This window comes from Nonomuraea wenchangensis, from assembly GCF_900111685.1.
Taxonomy (GTDB): Bacteria; Actinomycetota; Actinomycetes; order Streptosporangiales; family Streptosporangiaceae; genus Nonomuraea; species Nonomuraea wenchangensis.
The window spans coordinates 16,367-40,062 of the sequence record NZ_FOHX01000016.1 but is presented as its reverse complement, the minus strand read 5'-3'; the positions used below and the strand labels follow the sequence as shown (position 1 = coordinate 40,062).

Here is a 23,696-nt window from a genome sequence, read left to right as displayed (position 1 = left end):
GGCGGGAGGGAGGGGCTGTGGTCATCGGCGACCGGTATGTGCTCGACGACCTCCCTCTCGGTACGGGCGGCATGGGGGCGGTCTACGCGGGGCACGACCGCCATCTCGACCGCCGGGTCGCGGTCAAGTTACTGCGCCTGCCGAGCGGCCCCGATCACGAGCTGGAGCGCCGCTTCATCCGTGAGGCCCGCATCCTGGCCAGGCTGGAGCATCCCGGCGCGCCCGTCCTCTACGACTTCGGCACCCACGAGCAGCGGCTCTTCCAGGTGATGCAGTTCATCGAGGGCGTCACCGTGGCCGACGTGGTGAGCGAGCACGGCCCGCTGCCGGTGCCGTGGGCGGCGGCCATCGCGGCGCAGGCGTGCGCGGTGCTGTCGGCGGCCCACGCTCTCGCGATCTGCCATCGCGACCTCAAGCCGACCAATCTCATGCTCTGCCCTGACGGCAGCGTGAAGGTGCTCGACTTCGGCCTCGCGCTGCTGCGGGACGCCGACGTCACCACGTTCACCAGGATCGGGCAGATCCTGGGCACGCCCGCCTACATGGCGCCCGAGCAGATCCAGCACGGGGTGGCCGAGCCGCGCAGCGACCTCTACTCGCTGGGCTGCGTGCTGCACGAGATGCTGACCGGCCGCCAGCTCTTCACCGGGCCGACCGACTACGTGGTCTTCGAGAAGCAGGTGAAGGAGCAGCCGCCGGCCGTGCCCGGCCTTCCGCCCGGCCTCGCGGCGCTGCTGGCGCAACTGCTGGAGAAGCAGCCGGAGGCCCGGCCCGCGGACGCGAACGAGCTGTACGAGCGGCTCGACCCGTTCGCGGTGGGCCTGCCCCAGTTGCCGGGTTTCCTGGCGCCCGCGCCGAGCCCCGGCGGCATGTACGCCCGCATGGCCGGCCGCGTACTCGGCGGCTGACCCCGGCAGGGCGTCCACGAAGCCGGGGTCGCAGGTGAGCCGCCAGGCGCGGTCCGGCCCCGACTCCACGAGCCAGGCGGTGACCGGGGGGATCGCGCCGGCCTCGATGAGGTTGTCGAGGATCACCGGCAGGTCGTCCGTCCAGTCCTCGCCGTCCAGCATGACGAGGGTGCCGGGGCACGTACGGGGTCGTAGCGGTGGCCGATCGGGTGCCTGGACAGCTTGTGGCGGGGCGCGGCGGGCGGGTCGAGCCACGGGGACGGCGGCGTGGTCCCGGCGACGGAGAAGCCGTTCCATGACCGCGGGTTGAGCGGGTCGGGCAGGTCCACGCCGTCCACGCGCAGCCGGTACGAGGCCCGCCAGCCGCGCCGTACGACGTAGGTGCGGTGCCACACGTCGCCGGTGCGCTCCATGAGGGCGGCGTCGGTGTCGTGGGTCAGCTTGTTTGCGAGGACCCGCACCTCACGGGCCTCCCCCCGCCAGAGGAAGGTGACCGCGCGGTGCTCGTCGTCGCCCGGGATCGGGGTCACCAGCGGGGTGACGGCCGCGTCCAGGCTCGGCGTGGGCAGCGTGCGGGGCGGCGCCGGGCGCGGCACCCGTGGCGGCAGTGAGCGGGGGGCTCGATCGTGCATCGAGGGCAGCCTAGCCCAGACCGCGAAGGGACTGAAACATTTCGGGGAACGCTCTCTCGGATAACGGCGATCGTTATCTAACCCCCGTTGACACAAGCATGTGAGCCGCACGACTCTCGGGAGAGAGCGCTCTCTCACCTGTCCCCCCACGCACAACCCAGGAGGGTTCCATGACCCCTCGGATCCGTCTTGCCGTCCCCCTGCTCGCCGCGGCCCTGCTCAGCTCCGCGTGCGGCGGCGGAGGCGGAGGGAGCGCCGCCGCGCCGGCGAGCGCGCAGCCGGGCGAGAAGATCAAGCTCACCGTCGGCCTCTTCGGCGACTTCGGCTTCAAGCCCCTCTACGAGGAGTACAAGAAGACCCACCCGAACATCGAGATCGTCGAGAACGTCACCCAGTTCAACGACCACCACAACAACCTGGTCAAGCGGCTGGCCACCAACGCCGGCGCGGGGGACGTCGAAGCGGTCGAGGTCGGCTACATCAGCACCTTCACGGCCCAGCCGAACAAGTTCGTCGACCTCAAGCAGTTCGGCCTGGACAAGCGCCAGTCCGACTACCTCGACTGGAAGTGGCAGCAGGGCCTCAGCAAGGACGGCGGCCAGGTCCTCGGCCTCGGCACCGACGTCGGCGGCCTGGCCATGTGCTACCGCAAGGACCTGTTCAAGAAGGCCGGCCTGCCCACCGACCGCGCCGAGGTCGCCGCCCTGTGGCCGACGTGGGAGCAGTACATCGAGACCGGCAAGAAGTTCGCCGCGGCCGACGTCGCCGGCGCGAAGTTCACCGACTCCCCCGGCGAGATCTTCCGTGCGATGGTCAACCAGGCCCCGACCGGCCTGTACGACGCCCAGGACACCATCATCGTCGAGTCCAACCCCGACGTGAAGAAGGCCTGGGACCTGTCCAACCAGCTCACCCAGGAGGGCCTGACCGCCAAGCTCGCGGCCTTCTCCCCGCCGTGGAACACGGGCTTCGCCAAGGGCTCGTTCGCCACGATCATCTGCCCGGCCTGGATGACCGGCTTCATCCAGGAGCAGGCCAAGGACGCGACCGGCAAGTGGGACATCGCCACCGTTCCGGGCGGCTCGGGCAACAGCGGTGGATCGCACCTGATGGTGCCCAAGCAGAGCAAGCACCCCAAGGAGGCCGCCGAGCTGATCGACTTCCTGACCTCCAAGGACAACCAGGCCAAGGTCTTCAAGGAGGAGGGCACCTTCCCGTCGATCCCGGCGCTCTACGACGACCCGTCGATCCAGAACTTCACCAAGCCGTTCTTCGGTGACGCCCCCATCGGCAAGATCTACTCCGACGCCGCCAAGGCGCTCAAGCCGCAGCACCTCGGCCCGAAGGAGGCCGACGTCCGGGTGGCGATCGGCAACGGCCTCGGCCGCGTCGAGCAGGGCAAGCAGACGCCGGACGAGGCGTGGACCCAGGTCCTCGAGGACGTCAAGAAGATTCGATGAGCACCTACCCCCTCGCGGCGACGCGGCGGCGTAGGCGCAGTGTGCGGCACACCCTCGACATGAGGGTGTCGCCGTACGCCTACGTCGCGCCCTTCTTCCTGCTGTTCTGCGCGTTCGGCCTGTTCCCGCTGATCTACACGGCCTGGGTGAGCCTGCACGAGTGGACGCTGCTGTCGGACACCCAGGAGTTCGTCGGCCTCGGCAACTACTCGACGCTGCTGGCCGACGGCTACTTCTGGAACGCGACCTTCAACACGCTGTCCATCGGCGTGCTGTCCACCGCCCCGCAGCTCCTGCTCGCCATCTGGCTGGCGCACCTGCTGAACCGGCGGCTGCGCCTGCAGACGTTGTTCCGGATCTCGCTGCTGCTGCCGAACGTCACCAGCGTGGTGGCGGTCGTGGTGATCTTCAGCCAGCTCTTCGGCCGCGACTTCGGTCTGATCAACTGGATGTTGTCGTGGTTCGGGGTCGGCAGCATCGACTGGGCGGCCGGCACCGCGACCTCGCACGTCGCCCTGTCCGTCATGATCATGTGGCGGTGGACCGGCTACAACGCGCTGATCTTCCTGGCCGCCATGCAGGCCGTGCCGCGCGAGCTGTACGAGGCCGCCACCCTGGACGGCGCGAGCAACTTCCGGCAGCTCCGCAGCGTCACGCTGCCGATGATCCGGCCGACGATCATCTTCGTCGTCATCGTCTCCACGATCGGCGCCATGCAGATCATCGCCGAGCCCATGCTCTTCGCGCAGAGCACCGGCAGCGGGGGCGGCACCTTCGCCACCGGCGGTCCCGACCGGCAGTTCCAGACCCTGGCGCTGTACGTCTACGAGCAGGCGTTCGCCAACTCGACCTTCGACTTCGGCTATGCCTCGGCCGCGTCCTGGCTGATGTTCCTGGCCGTGGTGATCGTCTCCGGCGTCAACTTCCTCATCACCCGCAGGGCGAAAGGAGGCATCGTATGAGGCTGCGCTACCTGACCCTGACGGCCGTGGCGTTCTTCTCGGCGTTCCCGCTGTACTACAGCGTCGTCGTGGCCTCGCGGCACAACTCGGCGCTGGCGCAGGTGCCGCCGCCGCTGATCCCCGGCGGGAACTTCTTCGCCAACGTCTCCCGGGTCTTCGACACGGTGCCGTTCGGGCTGGCGCTGGTCAACTCCCTGATCGTGGCGGGGTCGATCTCGATCGCGGTGATGTTCTTCTCCACGCTCGCCGGGTTCGCCTTCGCCAAGCTGAAGTTCCGTGGCAGGAACGCGATGCTGGTCATCACGGTGGCCACCATGATGGTCCCGGCGCAGCTCGGCATCATCCCGCTCTACATGCTCATGGTGAAGCTGGAGTGGACCGGCACCAACTACGCGCTGATCGTGCCCGCGCTGGTCAACGCCTTCGGCGTGTTCTTCATGACCCAGTACCTGTCGCGGGCGCTGCCCACCGAGCTGCTGGAGGCCGGGCGGGTGGACGGCTGCACCACGTGGGGGCTGTTCTGGCACGTCGTGCTGCCCGCGGCGCGGCCGGCGGCGGCCGTGCTCGGCATGCTGACCTTCATGTCGGCGTGGAACGACTACTTCTGGCCGCTGGTCGTGCTCAACCCGGACAACCCGACGGTCCAGGTGGCGCTGTCCTCCCTGGCCAGCGGCTACGTCAACGACTACGTGCTGGGCCTCGCCGGTACGGCGGTCGGCACGCTGCCGCTGGTGGCCGTCTTCGTGCTGTTCGGCAAGCAAATCATCGGCGGAATCATGCAAGGAGCTGTTAAGGGATGATTTTTCCCGAGAACTTCGTCTGGGGCGCCGCCACGGCCTCGTACCAGATCGAGGGGGCGGTCAAGGAGGACGGGCGGGGCCAGTCGATCTGGGACACCTTCTCCCACACCCCCGGGAACGTGGCGGGCGACGACACCGGCGACGTGGCCTGCGACCACTACCACCGCTACCGGGACGACGTCGCCCTGATGCGGGAGCTGCGGCTCGCGGCGTACCGGTTCTCGATCGCCTGGCCGCGCGTCCAGCCGGACGGCTCGGGCCCGGTCAACCCGCGCGGCATCGCCTTCTACGACCGGCTCGTGGACGAGCTGCTGGCCGCGGGCATCACGCCGTACGTCACCCTCTACCACTGGGACCTCCCGCAGGCCCTGGAGGAGCGCGGCGGCTGGGCCGACCGCGACACCGCGCACCGCTTCGCCGACTACGCCGAGGCCGTGCACGCCCGGCTCGCCGACCGCGTCACGAACTGGGCGACGCTGAACGAGCCCTGGGTGGCGGCCTACCTCGGCTACGGCAACGGCGTGCACGCGCCGGGCCGCCGCGACGCCGCGAGCGCCCTGCGCTCGGCCCACCACCTGCTGCTCGGCCACGGCCTGGCCGCCCGGCGGCTGCGGCCCGGCAGCGTGATGCTGGTGGTCAACTCCTCGCCCGTGCTCACCCCGGCGCAGGTGAACGACCCGGCGGCGGTGCCCGGCGAGGCCGACGCGGCGGCCGTGGACCGCATCCACGCGCTGCTCACCCGGCAGTTCCTCGACCCGGCCGTGTACGGGACGTACCCGGAGGAGGTGCTGGCCGCGGCCGAGCGCAACGGCGGCACCGGCCACATCTGCGACGGCGACCTCGACACCATCAAGGCCCCGATCGACCTGATCGGCGTCAACTACTACAACCCGTGCGTCGTCGAGGCCGGCCCCGGCCTGCCCGCCGACGCCGCCTGGCCGGGGTCGGAGGACGTGCGGTTCGCCACCGCCGACGCCCCCACCACGGCGATGGGCTGGCCGATCGTGCCGGACGGCCTGTCGCGCCTGCTGGTCCGGCTCTCGCAGGACTATCCGCAGGTCGGACTCATGGTCACGGAGAACGGCGCGGCCTTCGACGACGTCGTGGAGAACGGGCGGGTGCACGACGCGGACCGGGTGGCGTACCTGGACGGGCACCTGCGCGAGGTGTGGCGGGCCGTCGAGGCGGGCGCGGACCTGCGCGGCTACCTGGTGTGGTCGCTGCTGGACAACTTCGAGTGGGCGGAGGGCTACCGGCGGCGGTTCGGGATCGTGCACGTGGACTACGCGACGCAGAACCGTACGCTCAAGGACAGCGCTCTGTGGTACAGCGACGTCATCGCCAGAAACGGCCTGTAGATTTTTTACGTGCTCTTCCTTCTGGTGCAGTCATGAGACGCCCGACCCTGGAGGCGGTCGCCGCCCGGGCGGGTGTCTCGCGGGCCACCGCCTCCCGCGTCGTCAACGGGCAGACGACGGTGGCGCCCCACATCCGCGACGCCGTGCTGCAGGCCATCGACGAGCTGGGCTACGTCCCCAACTCGGCCGCGCGCAGCCTGGTCACCCAGCGCACCGACTCGATCGCGCTGGTGATCAGCGAGCCCGGCACCAGGGTCTTCTCCGAGGACCCGCTGTTCTCCACGGTGATCAGGTCGGCGTCGATGGAGCTCGAGTCTGCCAACAAACAGGTCGTGCTCATGCTGGCGTCCAACGCCAAGAGCCACGCCCGGGTGGAGCGCTACATCTCCGGCGGGCACGTGGACGGCGTCATGCTCATCTCCATGCACGGCGCCGACCCGCTGCCGTCGGCGCTGTCGCGGCTGCGCGTGCCGGTGGTGTCGTACGGGCGGCCCGCGGTGCCGGTGGACATCCCGTTCGTCGACAACGACAACGTGGGCGGCGCGGAGGCGGGCGTGCGTCATCTGGTGGAGATCGGCCGGCGCCGCATCGCGACCATCGCGGGGCCGCAGGACATGATCGCCGGTCAGGACCGTCTGGCCGGCTACCGCAACGTCCTGCGCGACTCCGACCGCCGCTCGATCGTCGCGGTCGGTGACTTCACCCGCGAGTCGGGGGCGATCGCGATGCGCCAGCTCCTCGGCGACGACCCAGGCCTGGACGCCGTCTTCGTGGCCAACGACCTGATGGCGGTGGGCGCGCTCCAGTCGCTGCGCCAGGCCGGCCGCCGGGTGCCCGACGACGTGGCCGTGGTCGGGTTCGACGACATCGAGGCGGCCAAGTACACCGAGCCCCCGCTGACCACGCTGCGCCACCCGGTGACGGACCAGGCGACGGCGATGGTCAAGCTGCTGCTCGGCCTGTTCGAGGGCGGGCCGGGCGACCCGGTCATCCTGCCCACCGAGCTGGTGATCCGCGAGTCCGCGTGACGACGGCCGCCGCCGTGTCGGCCGCGGTCGCCGTGGCCCGTGAGCACGGGGTGCGGGTGGCGGAGCCCGTGCTGCTCCACGACTCCTTCAACCTGCGCGTCCACCTGCGGCCCGCGCCGGTCGTGGCGCGGGTGCCGACCGTCACGGCGATGGGGCGCGAGCGGCCGGACGAGGTGCTGCGGCGGGAGCTGGAGGTGGTGTCCCACCTGCACCGCGCGGGCGCGCCGGTGGTGCCGCCGAGCGGCCTGCTGCCGCCGGGGCCGCATCTGCGGGACGGCTTCGCGGTGACGTTCTGGACGTACACCGAGCACGACCCCGAGCGGGTGATCTCGCCCGAGGAGGCCGGGCGGGGGCTGGCCGAGCTGCACGAGGCCCTGCGCGGGTTCCCGGGCGAGCTGCCGGTCCTGTGGCCGGCGCTGGACGAGCCCGCGCGGCTGCTCGGCGTCCTGGACGGCCGGGTCGAGCCCGGGGTCCACGCCCGGCTGCGCGCCGGTCATGAGGAGCTGGCCGGGCGGTTGCCCCGGGGCGGTGGGCAGGCCGTGCACGGTGACGCGCATCCCGGCAACCTGCTGGCCACGCCGCGCGGGCTGCTCTGGAACGACTTCGAGGAGTGCATGACCGCCCCAGTCGCGTGGGACCTCGCCGTGCTGGGGCGCACGCTGCGGCTGGACGGCCGGGCGGCGCTGCGTGCGTACGGCGTGGACCCCGACGATCCCGCGCTGGCGGTCTTCCGCGCGGCGCGGGCGTTGCAGGGCACGTTGTGGCAGCTCGTACGGGCCCAGCGGTTCCCCCGATACGAGGCGGAGGCCGAGCGGGCGCTGACCGCCTGGCTCCGCGACCCGAGCGGAGCCAGGCGGTGAGACGAGGCCGCTAGGCGAGCCAGGCCGTGGTGTCGGCCGGGAGCGCGCCGTCCTCCAGGGGGCCGCTGGCCAGCAGGAGGCGGCCCTCGGGCAGCGGCACCGGACCGGGCCCGAGGTTGGTGACGCAGGTCAGGCCCGAGTCGCGGCGGAAGGCCAGCACCTCTCCTTCCGAGGGCAGCCAGGTCAGGGAGCCGTCGCCGAGCGACCCGCCCCGGATGCGCAGCCCCTCGCGGTACAGGTTGAGCATCGAGCCGAGGTCCGTGAGCTGGGCCTCGGCGGTCAGCTTGCGCCAGTTGTCCGGTTGCGGCAGCCAGGGCGTGCCCGTGCCGAAGCCGAACGGCGGCTCCTCCCCCGACCACGGCAGCGGGACGCGGCAGCCGTCGCGGCCGGGGTTCGTGCCGCCCGACCTTGCGTACATCGGGTCCTGCCGCCGCTCGTCCGGCAGGTCCTCGACCTCGGGCAGGCCCAGCTCCTCGCCCTGGTAGACGTAGAGCGAGCCGGGCAGCGCCATCGCCAGCAGCGCCGCCGCTCGCGCCCGCCGGTGGCCGAGCTCCAGGTCGGACGGCGTGCCGTGGAGCCGCCCGCCGTGCTCGAAGGTGGTGTCGGCGCGGCCGTAGCGGGTGACCGGGCGGGTGACGTCGTGGTTGGACAGCACCCAGGTCGGCGGCGCGCCGATCGGGGTGTGCGTGGTGAGCGTCAGGTCGATGACCCGGCGCAGCTCGGCGGCCTCCCAGGGGCAGGACAGGAAGTCGAAGTTGAACGCCGTGTGCAGCTCGTCGGGGCGCAGGTAGCGGGCGAAGCGTTCCTGGTCGGGCAGCCAGACCTCGCCGATGAGGACGCGCTCGCCGTACTCGTCGGCGATCTCGCGCCAGCGCCGGTAGACGTCGTGGACGCCGTCGAGGTCCTCGTACGCGGTGTCCGACTTGAACAGCAGCGCCGCCGAGTCGATGCGGAAGCCGTCCACGCCGCGCTCGAACCAGAAGCGCAGCACGTCCTCGAACTCCTGGTGGACCTCGGGGTTCGCCCAGTTGAAGTCCGGCTGCCCGGGGTCGAACAGGTGCAGGTACCACTGCCCGTCCGGCACCTGCGTCCAGGCGGAGCCGCCGAAGATGGACTGCCAGTCGTTGAGCGGCCGGTCGGCGAACCAGAACCGGTCGCGGGCCGCCGGGTCCGCCAGCGCCTCCTTGAACCAGGCGCTCTCGGTGGAGCTGTGGTTGGGCACGACGTCGATGATGACCTTGATGTCGAGCTCGTGCGCCTCCTCGATGAACGCCTCGGCCTCGGCGAGGGTGCCGAAGACCGGCTCGATGTCCCGGTAGTCGGCGACGTCGTAGCCGCCGTCGGCCATCGGCGAGGGATACCACGGGTTGAGCCAGATGGCGTCGATCCCCAGGTCCTTCAGGTAGGGCAGGCGGGATCGCAGGCCGGCGAGGTCGCCCACGCCGTCGCCGTTCCCGTCGGCGAAACTACGCAGGTAGACCTGGTAGATCGCGGCCCCCCGCCACCACGTTTTCGACATGCGATTATCCCTTGATGCTTCCGGCGGTGAGGCCCGCCATGATGTGTCGTTGGAAGACGAAGAAGACGATGATCATGGGGATGCCGGCGATCACGAGGCCGCCCATGACCTGGTTCTGGGTGACCGCCCCTGCGGTCTGCGACAGTCCGACGCTGATCGGCATCTTCTCGCTGTCGGTCATCACCAGCAGCGGCAGGACGAAGTCCTTGAAGGCGGTGACGATCGTGAAGATGGACACCACGCCGAGGATGGGCCGGGAGACCGGCAGCACCACGGACCAGAGCGTGCGCACCGGTCCGGCGCCGTCGATCTGCGCGGCCTCGATGAGCTCGCGCGGGATGGAGTCGAAGAACCGTTTGAGCAGGAAGATGTTGAATCCGTTGGCCGCCGCCGGGAACCACAGCCCCCACGGGTTGTTCAGCAGCCCGAGGTCCACGATCGTCACGTAGAGCGGGATGAGGATCACCATCGGCGGGATCATCAGCGTGGCCAGCATCGCGCCGAGGATCACGTTGCCGAACATCGGGCGCAGCTTCGACAGCGCGTACGCCGCCGACACGTCCACCACCATGGAGAACAGCCAGGCGCCGAAGGCGTAGTAGGCGGTGTTCACCAGCAGCGTGCCGAGGTCGAACAGGTCCCACGCCTCGGCGAAGTTGTCCAGCGTCGGGTCCTGCGGCACCGGTGTGGGCGGCATCTCGGCGATCTCGTCCGGCGTCTTCATGGCGCCGGTGACCATCCAGTAGAGCGGGAAGACGAAGGCCAGCGTGAACAGCAGGACGACGGAGACCAGCACGAGCCAGTAGATCCGCCGCCCCCACCGGCTGTTGAGCTGGTGGGGCGAGACGATCGTCCTGAACTGCACCTGCATCGGTTTCGGCCGTCGTCCGGCGGCGCGTCTGCTCTTCCGGCCGGCGGTGCCCGCGCCGACGGCGATCATGCCTGGTCCTCCCGGGTGGTGCGGAGCTGGAAGGCGGCGAAGACGAGCAGCGCGAGCATGAGCATCATGCCGAGCGCCCCGGCCTGGCCGTAGTTCATCTGCGAGAAGGCGAACTGGTACATCAGGTAGACCACGCTGACGGTCGCGTTCTCCGGGCCGCCGCCGGTCAGCATGTACGGCTCGATGAACACCTGCATGGTCGCCACGATCTGCAGCATGAGCATGAGCAGCAGGATCAGCCGCGTCTGCGGGATCGTGACGTGCCGGATCCGCTTGAAGATCCCGGCACCGTCGAGCTCGGCGGCCTCGTACAGCTCGGGCGGGATGTTCTGCAGCGCGGCCAGGTAGATCAGGGTCGCGCTGCCCATGTTCATCCAGGTCGAGACGATGACCAGCGAGATCAGCGCCGTGGAGGAGCTGTCCAGCCAGGCGAGCGGCGGCAGGTGGAGGAAGTCGAGTATCTGGTTGAACAGCCCGGGCCCCGGATCGTAGAACCACCGGAACAGCAGCACCGCGACGATCGGCGGCAGCATCACCGGCAGGTAGACCACGAACCTGAGGTAGGCCCGGGCGTGGCGCAGCTCGTTCAGCACGAGCGCGACGACGAACGGGACGGCGTAGCCGCACAGCAGCGCCAGCGCGGTGAACTCCAGGGTGTTGAGCCACGCCTCGCCAAAGGCCGGGTCGGCGACGGCCGCCTTGAAGTTGTCCAGCCCCACCCATTCGGGCGGGTTGATCAGATCGGTCCGCTGGAAGCTCAGGACGAACTCCCTGACCATCGGATACCAGGCGAACACCGTGAAGCAGAACAACGCCACACAGAGGAACCCGTAGGCCGTCAGATTGCGCCTCAAGATCCGCATCAGGGTCAGCCCTTGGCCGCCAGCATCGCGTTGGCCTTGGTCTCGGCGTTCGCCAGGAGCTCGTCCACGCTCGCGTCCTTGCGGCTCAGCACGCCGGACATCGGCACGTCGAGGATGGCGTACAGCTCCTGCGCGTGCGGGGGCTCGGCCTTCGGCGGGACGATGGCGGCGGCGTCCACGTACGTCTGGTAGTTCTCCACGGGCAGCGAGGCGTTCTTCACCCGCTCCTCCTGGAGGGCCTTGCCGGTGGGCGAGTCGCCGTAGACGGCGTTGTCGGGGACGCCGACCGGGTTGCCGATGGCCTTGCCGCGGGCGAAGTCGAAGCGGCCCTTGCCGACGGTGTTGAAGCGGAAGTCGATCCACTCCATGCCGGCCTTGGCCTGCTCGGGCGTGGCCTTCGGGTTGATCATGTATGCCTCGCCGCCGCTCAGCGACGCCTTGGCCTCGGGGAAGCCGGTGATGCCGTAGTCGTCGACGTTGCCCTTGAACTTGGTGACCACGTCCGTGACCACGTCGGGCGCGCCGAGCATCATGCCGACCTTGCCGCTGCCCATGGCCATCATGAGCGACTCCCAGCCGACGAGGAGCTTGCTTCCCATGCTGTTGTCGACCCAGCGCATGTCGTGCAGGGTCTGCAGCACGGCCTTGCCCTCGGGCGAGTTGAACGCGGCCTTCTTGCCGTCGTCGGTCAGTACGCTGCCGCCGCGGCCGTAGAGGGCCTGGGTGAAGTGCCAGCCGCCGGTGTTGCCGCCGGAGTACTCGCCGTAGCCGACGTAGCCGGCGCCGAGGCCGGCGATCTTCTTGGCCGCCTCGCGCACCTCGGCCCAGGTCTTCGGCGGGGTGTTGGGGTCGAGGCCGGCCTTGGTGAACAGGGCGCGGTTGTAGACCAGGCCGACGCTGTAGTGCACGTTGGGGACGCCGTAGACCTTGCCGTCCTTGGTGAGCAGCTCGCGGTGGTCGGCGCGCAGGTCGTTCCAGTTCTTGACCGAGCCGGTGTACTGCGTGATGTCGAGGGCCTGCCCCTGGGCGATGACGTCGTCGTAGTTCGTCATGGGCACCACGAAGACGGTCTCCATCTGGCCGCCCGCCAGCTTGGGCCCGAAGGTCTTGGGGTCGAAGCACGGCTGCTGGTCGGTGCTCTTCACCGTCACGCCGGGGTGCGCCTTCATGAACGCGGCGACGTCCTCGTCCCATGCCTTGCGGTCGTTGGGGGCGGTCTTGGCGGGCTGGCAGGCGACCGTGATCGACACGTTCGCCGCCCCGCCGGAGGCCGCCGGCTGCGGCGACTCGCCGGAGCCACAGGCGGTCGCCGAGAGGCCGAGCGCGGTTACGAGCAAGAGTCCGGTGGATCTCCGCATGGTCTGACCCTTCTGATGCGAGGTGCCCACACCATAGGATCAGCGACACATGGACGCAATATTCCGACGCTCTATTGCAAGATAACGACTACGTCACGCAGGGCAGCGCGCGGTGGAGGCCCGCACCACCAGCTCGGGCTCGAACAGCAGCTCGTCGGCCGGGACCACCGCCTTGTCGATCTGCGCGACCAGCAGGTCCACGGCGGCCCGGCCCATCGCGTCGATCGGCTGGCGGACCGTGGTGAGCGGCGGCTCGGTGCAGTTCATGAGCGCGGAGTCGTCGAAGCCGATCACCGAGATGTCGCCGGGCACCGAGAGCCCGGCGCGGCGCGCGGCGCGTACGGTGCCGAGCGCGAGCAGGTCGCTCGCGCACACCACGCCGCTCACCCCGCGCCTGACCAGCCGGGCGGCGGCCGCGTGCCCGCCCTCCAGCGAGAACATCGTGTGCTCGACCAGCTCGGCGTCGCCGCCCCCGGCGAGGAACGTCTCCAGCTTGCGCCGCGAGGGCATGTGGTCCTTCGGCCCGAGCACCATGCCGACGCGCTCGTGGCCGAGTGCGCGCAGGTGGGCGACCGCGATCTCGGCCGCCACCACGTCGTCGCAGGAGACCTGGGGGAAGTCGAGGTGCCCGACGGCCGCGTTGACCAGGACGGTCGGGAGCTTGCGCTCGTGCAGCAGCTCGTAGTGGCCGTGCGCGGCGTCGGCCTGGGCGTACAGGCCGCCGGCGAAGACCACGCCGCTGACCTGCTGCTGGAGCAGGAGGTCGACGTAGTCGGCCTCCGAGACGCCGCCGACCGTGCGGGTGCACAGCACCGAGGTGAAGCCCTGCTGGGCGAGCGCGCCGCCGACCACCTCCGCGAAGGCGGGGAAGATCGGGTTCTGCAGCTCGGGCAGCACCAGGCCGACCAGCCTGGCCCGGTCGCCGCGGAGCTGGGTGGGGCGTTCGTAGCCGAGCACGTCGAGAGCGGTCAGCACGGCCTCGCGGGTCGCGTCGGAGACCCCCGGCTTGCCGTTGAGCACGCGGCTGACGGTCGCCTCGCTCACCCCGACCTTCTTGGCCACCTCTGCGAGTCGTCGTGTCATGCGCAAACTATACGGCCTTCAGCGCAAGCGCTTGCAAGGACTTACGTGGATCGGACGGCACCGCTTGCGTCGGCCGGGCACGGATTTCCCGCCCGCCACCTGGTGTTGACCAGCTCCGACGGCCGACCGGGACCGACTCCTGTCAGTCCAGCGTTTGCGAAACTCAGTCGAAATATTGCGGCCATCTGCTCGACATCCTATGGTTCGGCCAACTAGCCTCCGCCGAAGGGCCACCCCCATGAGAGCTGTCCTAGCCGCCCTTTCGTTAGCCATCGGACTCCTCGCCGCCCCCGCCGCCGCCGCACAGGCCGCGGCCGACACCAACCTCGCCGCCGGCAAGGCCGCCACCGCGAGCAGCTTCACCGACGTCTACCCGGCCGCCAACGTCACCGACGGGAACCAGGCCACCTACTGGGAGTCGGCCAACAACGCCTTCCCGCAGTGGGTCCAGGTGGACCTCGGCACCAGCGCGAGCGTCAACCGGCTCGTGCTCAAGCTGCCGTCGGGCTGGCCCAGCCGTACGCAGACGCTGACCGTCCAGGGCAGCGCGAACGGCTCCACGTTCACCACGATCGCCGCCTCGGCCACCTACACCTTCAACCCGACGGCCACCGTCACCTTCGCCGCGACCACCACCAGGTACGTCCGCCTCCAGATCACCGCCAACTCCGGCTGGCCCGCGGGCCAGCTCTCGGAGTTCGAGGTCTGGGGCACCGCCGACGACGGCCCGCCGCCGCCCGGGACGAACCTGGCGCTCGGCAAGCCGATCACCGAGTCCTCGCACACCCACACGTACGTCGCCGCCAACGCCAACGACGGGAACCTGGGGACGTACTGGGAGAGCGCCGCCTACCCGGGGCAGCTCACCGTCCAGCTCGGCGCCAACGCCGACCTCACCTCGATCACCGTCAAGCTCGACCCGGGCCAGGCGTGGGGGCGGCGCACGCAGACGTTCCAGGTCCTCGGCCGCGAGCAGAGCGCCACCTCCTTCACCGGCCTGGTCGCCTCGGCGACCTACACCTTCGACCCGGCGACGGGCAACTCGGTGACCGTCCCGGTGACCGGCAAGGCGGCCGACGTCCGGCTGCAGTTCACCGCCAACTCGGGCGCGCCCGGCGGGCAGGTCGCCGAGTTCCAGGTGTTCGGCACGCCGTCGGCCAACCCCGACCTCACCGTGACGAACCTGACCTCCAGCCCGGCCTCGCCGGTCGAGACCGACGCGGTCACGCTGTCGGCCACGGTCAGGAACGCGGGCACCGCCGGCTCCGCCGCCACCTCCGTCACCTTCTACGCGGGCACCGCCAAGGTCGGCACCGCCGCCGTGGGCGCGCTGGCCGCGGGGGCGTCGGCGACCGTGTCGGCGAACATCGGGGCGCGGGACGCGGGGACGTACCAGCTCTCCGCCAAGGTGGACGAGGAGGGCAAGGTCGTCGAGCTGAACGAGGCCAACAACACCGCCACCGGCACGCTCACCGTGCGGCCGGTCGACACCGCCGACCTGGTCGCCGCGCCGGTCGCCTGGACGCCGGGCAACCCGGCCGCGGGCGGCACGGTGACGTTCAGCGTGGCGATCAGGAACCAGGGCACGGTCGCCTCCAGCTCGGCCGCGCACGGCGTCACGCTCACCGTCGTCGACGCCGGCGGCACGGTCGTACGGACCCTGACCGGCTCGGTGAGCGGCGCGATCGCGGCCGGCGCGACCACCGCGCCGATCACCCTCGGCACCTGGACCGCGGCCAACGGCAGGTACACGGTCAGGACCGTGCTCGCCGACGACGCGAACGAGCTGCCGGTCAAGCGCGCCAACAACACCGGCGAGCTGCCGCTGTTCGTGGGCCGCGGCGCGAACATGCCCTACGACACCTACGAGGCCGAGGACGCCGTGCTCGGCGGCGGCGCGACCCGGGTCGGCCCGAGCAGGGACGTCGGCACGCTCGCCGGCGAGGCGTCCGGCCGCCGCGCGGTCACGCTCAACCAGACCGGCGCCTACGTCGAGTTCACCACCCGCGCCGACACCAACACCCTGGTCACGCGCTTCTCCATCCCCGACGCGCCGGGCGGCGGCGGCATCGACTCGACGCTCAACGTCTACGTCAACGGCACGCTGCTCAAGGCGATCCCGCTGACCTCCCGCCACGCCTGGCTGTACGGCGCCGAGCACCAGCCCACCGACAACCCCGGCTCCGGCCCGCCCCGGCACATCTACGACGAGGCGAACCTCATGCTCGGCACCACCGTGCCGAAGGGCAGCAGGATCCGCCTGCAGAAGGACGCGGCCAACACCAGCACGTACGCCATCGACTTCATCGACCTCGAACAGGCCACCGCGGTCGGCAACCCCGACCCGGCCAAGTACGCCGTCCCCGCCGGATTCACCCACCAGGACGTCCAGAACGCCCTGGACAAGGCCCGCATGGACAGCAGCCTGACCGGCGTCTACCTGCCCGCCGGCGACTACCAGACCGGCTCGAAGTTCCAGGTCTACGGCAAGGCCATCAAGATCGTCGGCGCGGGCCCGTGGTTCACCCGCTTCCGCCCGCCCTCCGGCCAGGAGAACACCGACATCGGCTTCCGCGCCGACGCCACGGCGAACGGCTCGACGTTCCAGGGCTTCGCCTACTTCGGCAACTACACGGCCCGCATCGACGGCCCCGGCAAGGTCTTCGACTTCTCGAACGTGGCGAACATCACGATCGACAACATCTGGGTCGAGCACCAGGTCTGCATGTACTGGGGCACCAACACCGACGACATGACGCTGAAGAACTCCCGGATCAGGAACACCTTCGCCGACGGCCTCAACTTCACCAACGGCAGCACCGGCAACCACGTCAACAACATCGAGACCCGCGGCACGGGCGACGACAGCTTCGCGCTGTTCTCGGCCACCGACAACAACCCCGGCGAGCAGCACGGCAACGTCTTCGAGAACCTCAGCTCGCTGCTCACCTGGCGGGCCGCCGGCCTGGCCGTCTACGGCGGCTACGACAACGTCTTCAGGAACATCTACGTGGCCGACACGCTCGTCTACTCGGGCGTGACGATCAGCTCGCTCGACTTCGGCTACCCGATGCACGGCTTCGGGGCGAGCCCGCCCACCGTGTTCGACAACATCTCGCTGGTCAGGGCGGGCGGCCACTTCTGGGGGCAGCAGACGTTCCCGGCGCTGTGGGTGTTCTCCTCCTCCAAGGTGTTCCAGGGCATCAGGGTCAGCAACCTGGACATCGTGGACCCGACGTACAGCGGGATCATGTTCCAGACCGGCTACTCCAGCCCGACGACGCCGCTCAACCCGGTGAAGGACACGACCTTCACCAACGTCTCGATCAGCGGCGCCCAGAAGAGCGGCGACGCCTTCGACGCCAAGTCCGGCTTCGGGATCTGGGTGAACGAGCTGCCCGAGCCCGGTCAGGGCCCGGCGGTCGGGTCGGCCACGTTCACCGGCCTCCGCTTCAGCGGCAACGCGCAGAACATCAGGAACACGACCTCGACGTTCACCCTGACGATCAACTGACCGTCACAGCTCGGCCCTGGTGGGCAACCCCTGCCAGTCGCTGACGCCCGTCACCGCGGCGGCGCTCAACAGCGCCCCGCGGTGCAGGCGTTCCTGCGGGGTGAGACCGTCCAGGGCGGCGCTGATGTAGCCGGCCGCGAACGCCTCCCCCGCGCCCGACGGGTCCACCACCGGCAGCTGCCAGCCCTGGACGTCGTAGCGCATGCGGTCGGCGCGTACGGTGGCGCCCTTCGCGCCGCGGTCCACGACCACCTCCCGCTCCGGGGTGAGGGCGGGCTTGACCAGGTCGAGCTCGTCCTGGCGGAGGAAGAGCAGGTGGGAGGCGCAGGCCAGCTCGCTCAGCACCTCCTCGGCCTCGCGGACCGACGGCCAGAGCTCCGGGACGTACTCGACGGCGAAGGAGATCACCACGCCGGCGTTGCGCGCGGCGCTGACGGCGGCGCGCACCGCGTCCTGGGCGTCGATGCCGAGCGCGGCCGTGAGGCCGGTGACGTGCAGCATCTTGGCCGCGCCCACCCGGTCGATCGGGACGTTGCCCGGCGACAGGAGCGAGCCGGCCGAACCGGCGCGGTAGTGCGCCGTGCGCGGCTCGCGGCCGACACGGCTCTCCCTGAGCAGCAGGCCCGTCGGCAGCCCTTCGGACACCCGCATGTCCGTCACGTCCACGCCCTCGCCGCGCAGCACGGTCAGCACCCGCGCGCCGAGCTCGTCGCCGCCTACTTTGCCGAGGTAGGCGCAGTCGTGGCCGAGCCTGGCGAGCGCCACGGCCAGCGTGAGCTCAGGCCCGCAGACGTCGAGCCTGGCCTCCCCGTCGTGGCGGACCCGGCCGCTGGTGACCACGCCGAGGGGCTCGCCGAGCGTGTAGACGTCCGTCATGGCACAGACTGTAGTAGGTCAAGGAGCCCGAAAAAGAATTTGGGTCACATAAGTGCAGGTTAACGCCGTGATCAAAAATTTCTCGTAACTTTAGCCAACCTTTGCCCCTTTTCGTGCCTCAAAGTAGTAGAGGGAGTCCGGCCACCCCGGGCCGGCTCTGAAGCGATACGGGGAGAGGAATCAGCACCCTCATGAGAAAGATCGCACTGGGTTTCGTCTCCGCCCTCGTGGGCGGGGCCATGCTCGTAACGGGGGCGGGGGCCGCCTCCGCCAGCACTGCCACCAAGGCGGACACCCGCCTGTTCATCCGCAGCATCACGCCGAATCCGGTCGTGGTCAAGAAGGGCGCGGAGACCACCGCGTTCATTCACGTCCGGGCCGGCTCGGACGTCAAGAAGGTCGAAGTGACCGTGGCTCCGGTGGACGGCGTCAACACGCTGCGCGCCAAGGACGTCAAGCCGCTGGAGAGCTGGCGCTTCTCGGTCGGCTTCACCGACGGTGACGCCTTCGGCAAGTGGAAGGCCACGGCCGTGGCGTTCGACGGCGCCGGCAAGGAAGTGGCGAAGGACGACGCGTACTTCGCGGTCGAGCTCGCCAAGACCAAGGCCGACACGCGCGTCTCGCGCTTCGAGGCCGAGCCGCACAAGGTCCGCAAGGGCAAGTCGATCTACTTCTCCGGTCGGCTCCAGGCCGATGACCACCGGTGGAAGGGCGTCCGCGGCGAGAAGGTGAACATCTTCTACCGTGCCAACGGCCACAGCGCCTGGAAGTGGGTCACTTCCACCACGACGAAGTGGGACGGCAAGTTCTTCGCCAAGACCAAGGCGTACAAGAGCGGCTGGTTCCGCGCTTCGTTCGCCGGGAACGACGAGCTCAACAGCTCGACGAGCCGCGCCGACTACGTGCGCGTCTACGGTTCCTGGTGGCGTCGCTGAGCAGCACCACTCCTGAGGCCCGGTCCCCTCGCGGGGGCCGGGCCTCCGGCTTTTCACGAGGTTTTACCTGGGCAGGGGTTTAGCGATCAGCTGATCGCCGCATGGTAGGTCGCACCGCCGCGACCCTCCATAGGGAAGGAGCCCCCCGCATGCCGCACTCCCTCGCCGCCCTGGCCCTGAGCATGGCGAGCGCGCTGGGAGCGGCCCCCACACCGTCCCCTCCGGCCGCCTCGCCTCCCGCCGTGCGGTTCGAGCCCGCCGGCTCCGAACGCGCGGAGCAGGCCCGGCGGCTGCTCAAGGAGAGCGACGCGCTGCGTACGAAGATCAGGCCGCCGCGGGCGGTCGAGGTCGTCGCCCGCGACTGCGACGGGCGCTCGGCCGCCTGGGACGCCCGCGAGAGCCGCATCACGATCTGCTACTCCCTGGTCGACCGGCTGCGGAGCACGCTCAACGGCATCTCCGAGACCGAGGAGGCCGACGCCCGCACCGCCGGCCGCCGCGTCGAGGCCGCGCTGACCGCCTTCTTCCACCACGAGCTCGGCCACGCCCTCGGCACGCTGGGCGGCCTGCCGGACGACGCGGGCCGGGCCGACCGCCTGGCCGCGCTCACGCTGGTCGCCGACCGGCCCGAGCAGGCGATCCCCGCCGCCGAGGCCCGCCATCTGCTCGCCGCCGGACACGCCGGCCTCGGCCACCTGGCCGGGGAGGAGGAGTCGGCCACGTTCGCCTGCCTGCTCTACGGCGCCGATCCGGTGCGCAACGCCGCCATCGCCAAGGGCGGCTGGGTGCCCGCCGACCGGGCGCCCTCGTGCGCCGCCGAATACCAGCAGGCCAGGTCCGACGCCGGGCCCCTGATCAGCAAGGCTCGGTGAAAGGCGGGACATCACGGGTAGCGTCCGGAGTATGGCTGAGGACGACCCGCTGCGTGAATTCGACCCGTTCGACATCTTCGACGCCGAGGCGGCCAGGCTGGACCGGTTCTTCGCCGGGCTGGACGACAGCGGCTGGCTGCGGCCGTCCCACTGCACGGGCTGGACGGTCCGCGACGTGCTCGCGCACCTGGCGGGCGAGGAGATGTACAACCACGCGGTCCTCGACGGGACCGTGCCCGAGCTGATGAGCCGGATGTCCGCCGAGGGCATCAGCGGCTACGAGGACTTCAACGAGTGGTGCGTACGCGAGCGCCGCGACCTGCCGGTCGAGGACGTCCTGCGGGAGTGGCGCGAGAAGAACGGCGACACCCGGCGCCGCATGCGCGAGCTGGGCCCGGACGCCATGCTGGAGACGATGGCCGGGCCCTATCCCAACGGGCACCAGACCTTCCACTACGACTCCGAGTACGCGACCCACGCCGACGACGTCGAGGCCCCGGTCTCAGAGGACGAGGCCGACGACCGGACGTTGTGGCGGACCGCGGTCGGCCGGTTCGCGCTGGCCGAGAGCGACTCGAAGGTGCAGGTCGAGCAGACGGCCGATGATGTCTGGGTGGCGCTGGACGGGGTGACGGCGACGCTGTCCTACCCGGAGTTCGTGGCGGCGACGGTGGGCCGGCTGCCCGCCTCCCACGGGCTCGACCCGCGCCTGGCCGGCGCCCTGAGATGCCTGGCCTGACCGCTCCACGCCGGAGAGGAGACGATCATGTGGCTACGTGACCGTACGGGCACGGAGCCCCTCACCGCGCGCAGCCCACTGCGGGCGCGGCGGGTCCTGTCGATGGTGGCGCTGGTGCTCGCCGTCGCCGCGGCGGTGTTCTTCGCGATCCGCGCCATGAGCACCGGCGAGGAGGTCTGGCGCTGGGAGGCGGCCATCGCGGCGGCCGTGGCGGTCGTCGCCGCCGTCGACCTGCTGGTGATCCGGCACCGCAGCTCGGGCCGCCGATCCCGGTCGGGTTCAGGTGGCCAGGACCGCTACGAGCAGTGACACGACCACCAGCGCGACCGCGACGACGATCACCCACCCGTGGGTCAGCGCCCACAGACGGGCGCGGCCCCCGTAGGGCCGCTCCGGCAGGCCGCCGACCGCCTCGATCCTGTTGATGGCCGCGACCCGCCGGGCCAGCTCGGGATCCTCTCGCTCCAGGGCCTGCTCGATCTGGGCGAGTATGCGGCGTTCCCTTCCAGAGAGACCCATTCGCTCCACCACTGCTGCTCTCACGCCGGTGGAGAACTTTTACCCGCCGGTAGTTCCGGCATGCCCGCCTCTTGGGCGGGTCCTGATCACTTCTTGCCGTAACGCTGGTTGAACCGCTCGACGCGGCCGGCGGAGTCGATGACCCGGCCGCGACCGGTGTAGAAGGGGTGGCTGGCGGACGAGACGTCCACGTCGACGACCGGGTAGGTCCGGCCGTCCTCCCACTCGATCGTCGCCCCGCTCGTACGGGTCGAACGGGTGAGGAAGGCGAAGCCCACGCTGGGGTCGCGGAAGACGACGGGACGGTACGCGGGGTGCAGGTTCTTTCGCATGTCCCGCTCAACCAGATGGCAACGGTTTTCATTCCCTGGCTTCCGGGTCGAGCCCGAGCACCGTACGCCCGCCGTCCACCGGCACGGTCGCGCCGTTGACGAACGCCGCGTCGTCCGACAGCAGGTAGGCCACGACGGCCGCCACCTCGGCCGGCTCCGCCACCCGCCCCAGGGGATGCAGCACCGCGAGCTGCTCCTCCACGGCCGCCGCCGCCTCCTCCCCCAGCCCGGCCAGGAACGCCAGATACCGCTCGGTCGCCACCGTGCCGGGGGCGACGGCGTTGACCCGGATGCCGCGCCTGCCGTACTCGACGGCCAGCGACCTGGTCAGCCCCTCGACGGCGGCCTTGGCCGTCGCGTACGGCAGCCCGCCGGGCACCGCCCGGGTCGCTTGATGGGAGGTGACGTTGACGATCGCCCCCGGCCCGCCGGCGGCGAGGAAGGCACGGACGGCCGTGGCGCAGCCGACCACGGCCAGGTCCAGGTTAGCCGCGATCAGCGCCCTGACCTCGGAGATCGGCGAGGCGTGCACGGAGGCGTCGCGGAAGACGGCCGCGTTGTTGACCCAGCCGCGCAGCGTGCCGTGCTCCTGGGCGAGGGCGGCGGCCCGCGCGGCCACCCGCTCGTCCGCCGCGTCACCGACCACCGGCACACCGCCGGCCCCGGCCTCGTCGAGGGCTTCGGCGTCGCTCTCGATGACGACCACCGCGCCGCCGCCCGCCAGCAGCCGCTCGGTCACCGCCCGCCCGATGCCGCGTCCGCCACCGGTCACCACGTAAGAGGGAGTCATGCCCCGACGCTACCCACGGGGATAAGGTCGACGGAGTGATCGACGATCTTTCTCCGGGCGCGCGGGCCCGCATGGTGGCCGCGCTCGCGATCACCCAGACCGCCGGCTACGGCGTGCTCTACTACGCCTTCTCGGTGTTCATCCCGCCGATGACGCGCGACCTGGACACCGGGGTCACCGCGCTGACCGGGGCGATCACGCTGTCGGTGCTGGTCTCGGGGGTGGCGGCGCCCGTCGTCGGGCGCCTGCTGGACCGGCGCGGCGGGCGCGGCCTGATGACGGCCGGGTCGCTGCTGGGCGCGGCGGCGGTGCTGGCCTGGTCACAGGTGCGCTCCGTGGCCGAGCTGTACGCCGTGTGCGCGGTGCTGGGCCTCGCGTCGGCGGCGGTGCTGTACGAGGCCGCGTTCGCGGTGATCGTCGCCTGGTTCGATCCGGCGCGGCGGGCACGGGCGCTGCTCACGGTCACCGTGGTCGCCGGGTTCGCCTCCAGCGTCTTCCTGCCGCTCACCGGGTTCCTGACTGACCGGTACGGCTGGCGGCAGGCCCTGATGGTGCTCGCCGCCGGTTACGCGCTGACCGCGGTGCCGCTGCACGCCCTCACGGTGCGCGACCGGCCGGCGCCGGCGCGCGCGGACCGGGGCGCGATCGTCGGCGGCGCGCTGCGGGAGCGGCCGTTCTGGCTGCTCGCGGCCGGGTTCCTCGCCCAGACCGGGGCGGTGTCGGTCATGGGGGTGCTGCTGGTGACGTACCTGATCGCGCTCGGGCATCCGCCGGTGTTCGCGGCGACCGTGGCGGGGCTGCTCGGGGTGCTGTCGGTCACCGGCCGGCTGGTCACCACGGGGCTGCAGGCCCGCTGGCGGGTGGCGCTGATCACGGCGGCGATGTTCGGGCTGCAGGGGCTCGCGGCGGTGCTGCTGCCGCTGGCCGGACGCAGCACCGGCGGGGCCGTGGCGGCCGTGGTGCTGTTCGGGCTGGGGTTCGGGGTGGCCACGATCGCACGGCCCGCGCTCATAGCCGACCGGTACGGCACCGCCGCGTTCGCGTCGCTGAGCGGCGCGCTGGCGCTGCCCATCACGGTGGCCAAGGCGCTCGCGCCGCTGGCGGCGGCCGGGATCGCGGAGGTCGCCGGGTTCCCCGCGGTCATGGGGGCGGTGGCGGCTGCCTGCGCGACCGGAGCGCTGGCGCTCGTGGCCTACGATCGGCAAGGGATCGTCGGCGGCGCCGCGGCCCCCTGACGACCGCACGCGAGTGGTCGCGCGCCGGTGCCCGCATGCCAGTGGTTCCGTGCCGGGGGTTCCCGCTCGCCCTCGGCGAACTTCACGTACCGTCCGCCCGCGACCACGTAAGG

23 protein-coding genes are annotated in these 23,696 nt (G+C 70.8%); 13 read left to right on the top strand and 10 right to left on the bottom strand.

Annotated elements, in window-relative coordinates:
• Positions 1-17: 17 nt before the first annotated feature.
• The gene (locus BMW85_RS36000; protein WP_091090682.1) at positions 18-908 is read left to right on the top strand and encodes a serine/threonine-protein kinase; all 891 of its coding nucleotides are present in this window, start codon (positions 18-20) and stop codon (positions 906-908) included.
• Positions 909-1,030: 122 nt separating this feature from the next.
• Here BMW85_RS36000 and BMW85_RS35995 read toward each other — a convergent pair whose 3' ends face one another.
• Positions 1,031-1,540: an enterochelin esterase domain-containing protein gene (locus tag BMW85_RS35995; protein ID WP_091090679.1), complete on the bottom strand. Its 510-nt coding sequence runs from the start codon at positions 1,538-1,540 to the stop codon at positions 1,031-1,033.
• 170 nt (positions 1,541-1,710) lie between these two features.
• Between BMW85_RS35995 and BMW85_RS35990 the strand changes: the two genes are divergently transcribed.
• Genes BMW85_RS35990 through BMW85_RS35965 form a run of 6 tightly spaced genes read left to right on the top strand, consistent with a single transcriptional unit; the run spans position 1,711 to position 8,008 of the window.
• A complete protein-coding gene (locus BMW85_RS35990) occupies positions 1,711-3,000 on the top strand; it encodes an ABC transporter substrate-binding protein (RefSeq protein WP_091090678.1) in 1,290 nt (429 codons plus the stop codon).
• Positions 2,997-3,962: a carbohydrate ABC transporter permease gene (locus tag BMW85_RS35985; protein WP_091090675.1), complete on the top strand. Its 966-nt coding sequence runs from the start codon at positions 2,997-2,999 to the stop codon at positions 3,960-3,962. Before BMW85_RS35990 ends, BMW85_RS35985 begins: the two co-directional genes overlap by 4 nt.
• Positions 3,959-4,762 (top strand): carbohydrate ABC transporter permease, encoded by an 804-nt coding sequence (locus BMW85_RS35980; RefSeq protein WP_091090673.1) that lies wholly within the window; start codon positions 3,959-3,961, stop codon positions 4,760-4,762. Before BMW85_RS35985 ends, BMW85_RS35980 begins: the two co-directional genes overlap by 4 nt.
• The gene (locus BMW85_RS35975) at positions 4,759-6,120 is read left to right on the top strand and encodes a GH1 family beta-glucosidase (RefSeq protein WP_091090671.1); all 1,362 of its coding nucleotides are present in this window, start codon (positions 4,759-4,761) and stop codon (positions 6,118-6,120) included. Before BMW85_RS35980 ends, BMW85_RS35975 begins: the two co-directional genes overlap by 4 nt.
• A gap of 32 nt (positions 6,121-6,152) precedes the next feature.
• Entirely contained in the window at positions 6,153-7,148 is a 996-nt protein-coding gene (locus BMW85_RS35970) for a LacI family DNA-binding transcriptional regulator (RefSeq protein WP_091090668.1), read from the top strand.
• Positions 7,145-8,008, top strand: coding sequence for a phosphotransferase enzyme family protein (locus BMW85_RS35965; RefSeq protein WP_091090665.1), 864 nt, complete (start codon positions 7,145-7,147; stop codon positions 8,006-8,008). Before BMW85_RS35970 ends, BMW85_RS35965 begins: the two co-directional genes overlap by 4 nt.
• Before the next feature lie 10 nt (positions 8,009-8,018).
• Here BMW85_RS35965 and BMW85_RS35960 read toward each other — a convergent pair whose 3' ends face one another.
• The 5 genes from BMW85_RS35960 to BMW85_RS35940 form a co-directional block, all read right to left on the bottom strand.
• The gene (locus BMW85_RS35960; protein WP_091090663.1) at positions 8,019-9,527 is read right to left on the bottom strand and encodes a glycoside hydrolase family 13 protein; all 1,509 of its coding nucleotides are present in this window, start codon (positions 9,525-9,527) and stop codon (positions 8,019-8,021) included.
• Positions 9,528-9,531: 4 nt separating this feature from the next.
• Positions 9,532-10,467, bottom strand: a complete 936-nt coding sequence (locus tag BMW85_RS35955) for a carbohydrate ABC transporter permease (protein ID WP_245775262.1) — start codon at positions 10,465-10,467, stop codon at positions 9,532-9,534.
• Positions 10,464-11,330 carry a carbohydrate ABC transporter permease gene (locus BMW85_RS35950; protein WP_091090660.1) on the bottom strand — a complete coding sequence of 289 codons (867 nt, stop codon included), beginning with the start codon at positions 11,328-11,330 and terminating at the stop codon, positions 10,464-10,466. Before BMW85_RS35950 ends, BMW85_RS35955 begins: the two co-directional genes overlap by 4 nt.
• 5 nt (positions 11,331-11,335) lie before the next feature.
• Positions 11,336-12,688 carry an ABC transporter substrate-binding protein gene (locus BMW85_RS35945; RefSeq protein WP_091091067.1) on the bottom strand — a complete coding sequence of 451 codons (1,353 nt, stop codon included), beginning with the start codon at positions 12,686-12,688 and terminating at the stop codon, positions 11,336-11,338.
• 93 nt (positions 12,689-12,781) lie between these two features.
• A complete protein-coding gene (locus BMW85_RS35940) occupies positions 12,782-13,771 on the bottom strand; it encodes a LacI family DNA-binding transcriptional regulator (RefSeq protein WP_091090658.1) in 990 nt (329 codons plus the stop codon).
• A 238-nt stretch (positions 13,772-14,009) separates the two neighbouring features.
• Between BMW85_RS35940 and BMW85_RS35935 the strand changes: the two genes are divergently transcribed.
• On the top strand, positions 14,010-17,285 hold the full coding sequence (locus BMW85_RS35935) for a discoidin domain-containing protein (RefSeq protein WP_091090655.1): 3,276 nt from the start codon (positions 14,010-14,012) through the stop codon (positions 17,283-17,285).
• Between the two features lie 3 nt (positions 17,286-17,288).
• On the opposite strand, the gene BMW85_RS35930 is transcribed toward BMW85_RS35935, so the two are convergent.
• A complete protein-coding gene (locus tag BMW85_RS35930) occupies positions 17,289-18,161 on the bottom strand; it encodes a sugar kinase (RefSeq protein ID WP_091090652.1) in 873 nt (290 codons plus the stop codon).
• Between the two features lie 191 nt (positions 18,162-18,352).
• On the opposite strand from BMW85_RS35930, the gene BMW85_RS35925 reads away from it, so the two are divergent.
• The 4 genes from BMW85_RS35925 (at position 18,353) to BMW85_RS35910 (ending at position 21,016) form a co-directional block, all read left to right on the top strand.
• Positions 18,353-19,096, top strand: a complete 744-nt coding sequence (locus BMW85_RS35925) for a hypothetical protein (RefSeq protein WP_091090650.1) — start codon at positions 18,353-18,355, stop codon at positions 19,094-19,096.
• Between the two features lie 149 nt (positions 19,097-19,245).
• Positions 19,246-19,968, top strand: coding sequence for a DUF4344 domain-containing metallopeptidase (locus tag BMW85_RS35920; RefSeq protein WP_177241060.1), 723 nt, complete (start codon positions 19,246-19,248; stop codon positions 19,966-19,968).
• 31 nt (positions 19,969-19,999) lie between these two features.
• The gene (locus BMW85_RS35915) at positions 20,000-20,707 is read left to right on the top strand and encodes a maleylpyruvate isomerase family mycothiol-dependent enzyme (RefSeq protein WP_091090645.1); all 708 of its coding nucleotides are present in this window, start codon (positions 20,000-20,002) and stop codon (positions 20,705-20,707) included.
• A gap of 27 nt (positions 20,708-20,734) precedes the next feature.
• Complete coding sequence (locus BMW85_RS35910) at positions 20,735-21,016, top strand: DUF6343 family protein (RefSeq protein WP_177241059.1); 282 nt, start codon at positions 20,735-20,737, stop codon at positions 21,014-21,016.
• On the opposite strand, the gene BMW85_RS35905 is transcribed toward BMW85_RS35910, so the two are convergent.
• The 3 genes from BMW85_RS35905 to BMW85_RS35895 form a co-directional block, all read right to left on the bottom strand.
• A complete protein-coding gene (locus BMW85_RS35905) occupies positions 20,987-21,226 on the bottom strand; it encodes a DUF3040 domain-containing protein (protein ID WP_091090642.1) in 240 nt (79 codons plus the stop codon). The two genes, BMW85_RS35910 and BMW85_RS35905, sit on opposite strands and share 30 nt — an antisense overlap.
• An 86-nt stretch (positions 21,227-21,312) precedes the next feature.
• Entirely contained in the window at positions 21,313-21,558 is a 246-nt protein-coding gene (locus tag BMW85_RS35900; RefSeq protein WP_091090639.1) for a type B 50S ribosomal protein L31, read from the bottom strand.
• A gap of 28 nt (positions 21,559-21,586) precedes the next feature.
• Complete coding sequence (locus BMW85_RS35895) at positions 21,587-22,348, bottom strand: SDR family NAD(P)-dependent oxidoreductase (protein WP_177241058.1); 762 nt, start codon at positions 22,346-22,348, stop codon at positions 21,587-21,589.
• A 35-nt stretch (positions 22,349-22,383) separates the two neighbouring features.
• Between BMW85_RS35895 and BMW85_RS35890 the strand changes: the two genes are divergently transcribed.
• A complete protein-coding gene (locus BMW85_RS35890; RefSeq protein WP_245775261.1) occupies positions 22,384-23,583 on the top strand; it encodes an MFS transporter in 1,200 nt (399 codons plus the stop codon).
• Positions 23,584-23,696 lie beyond the last annotated feature (113 nt).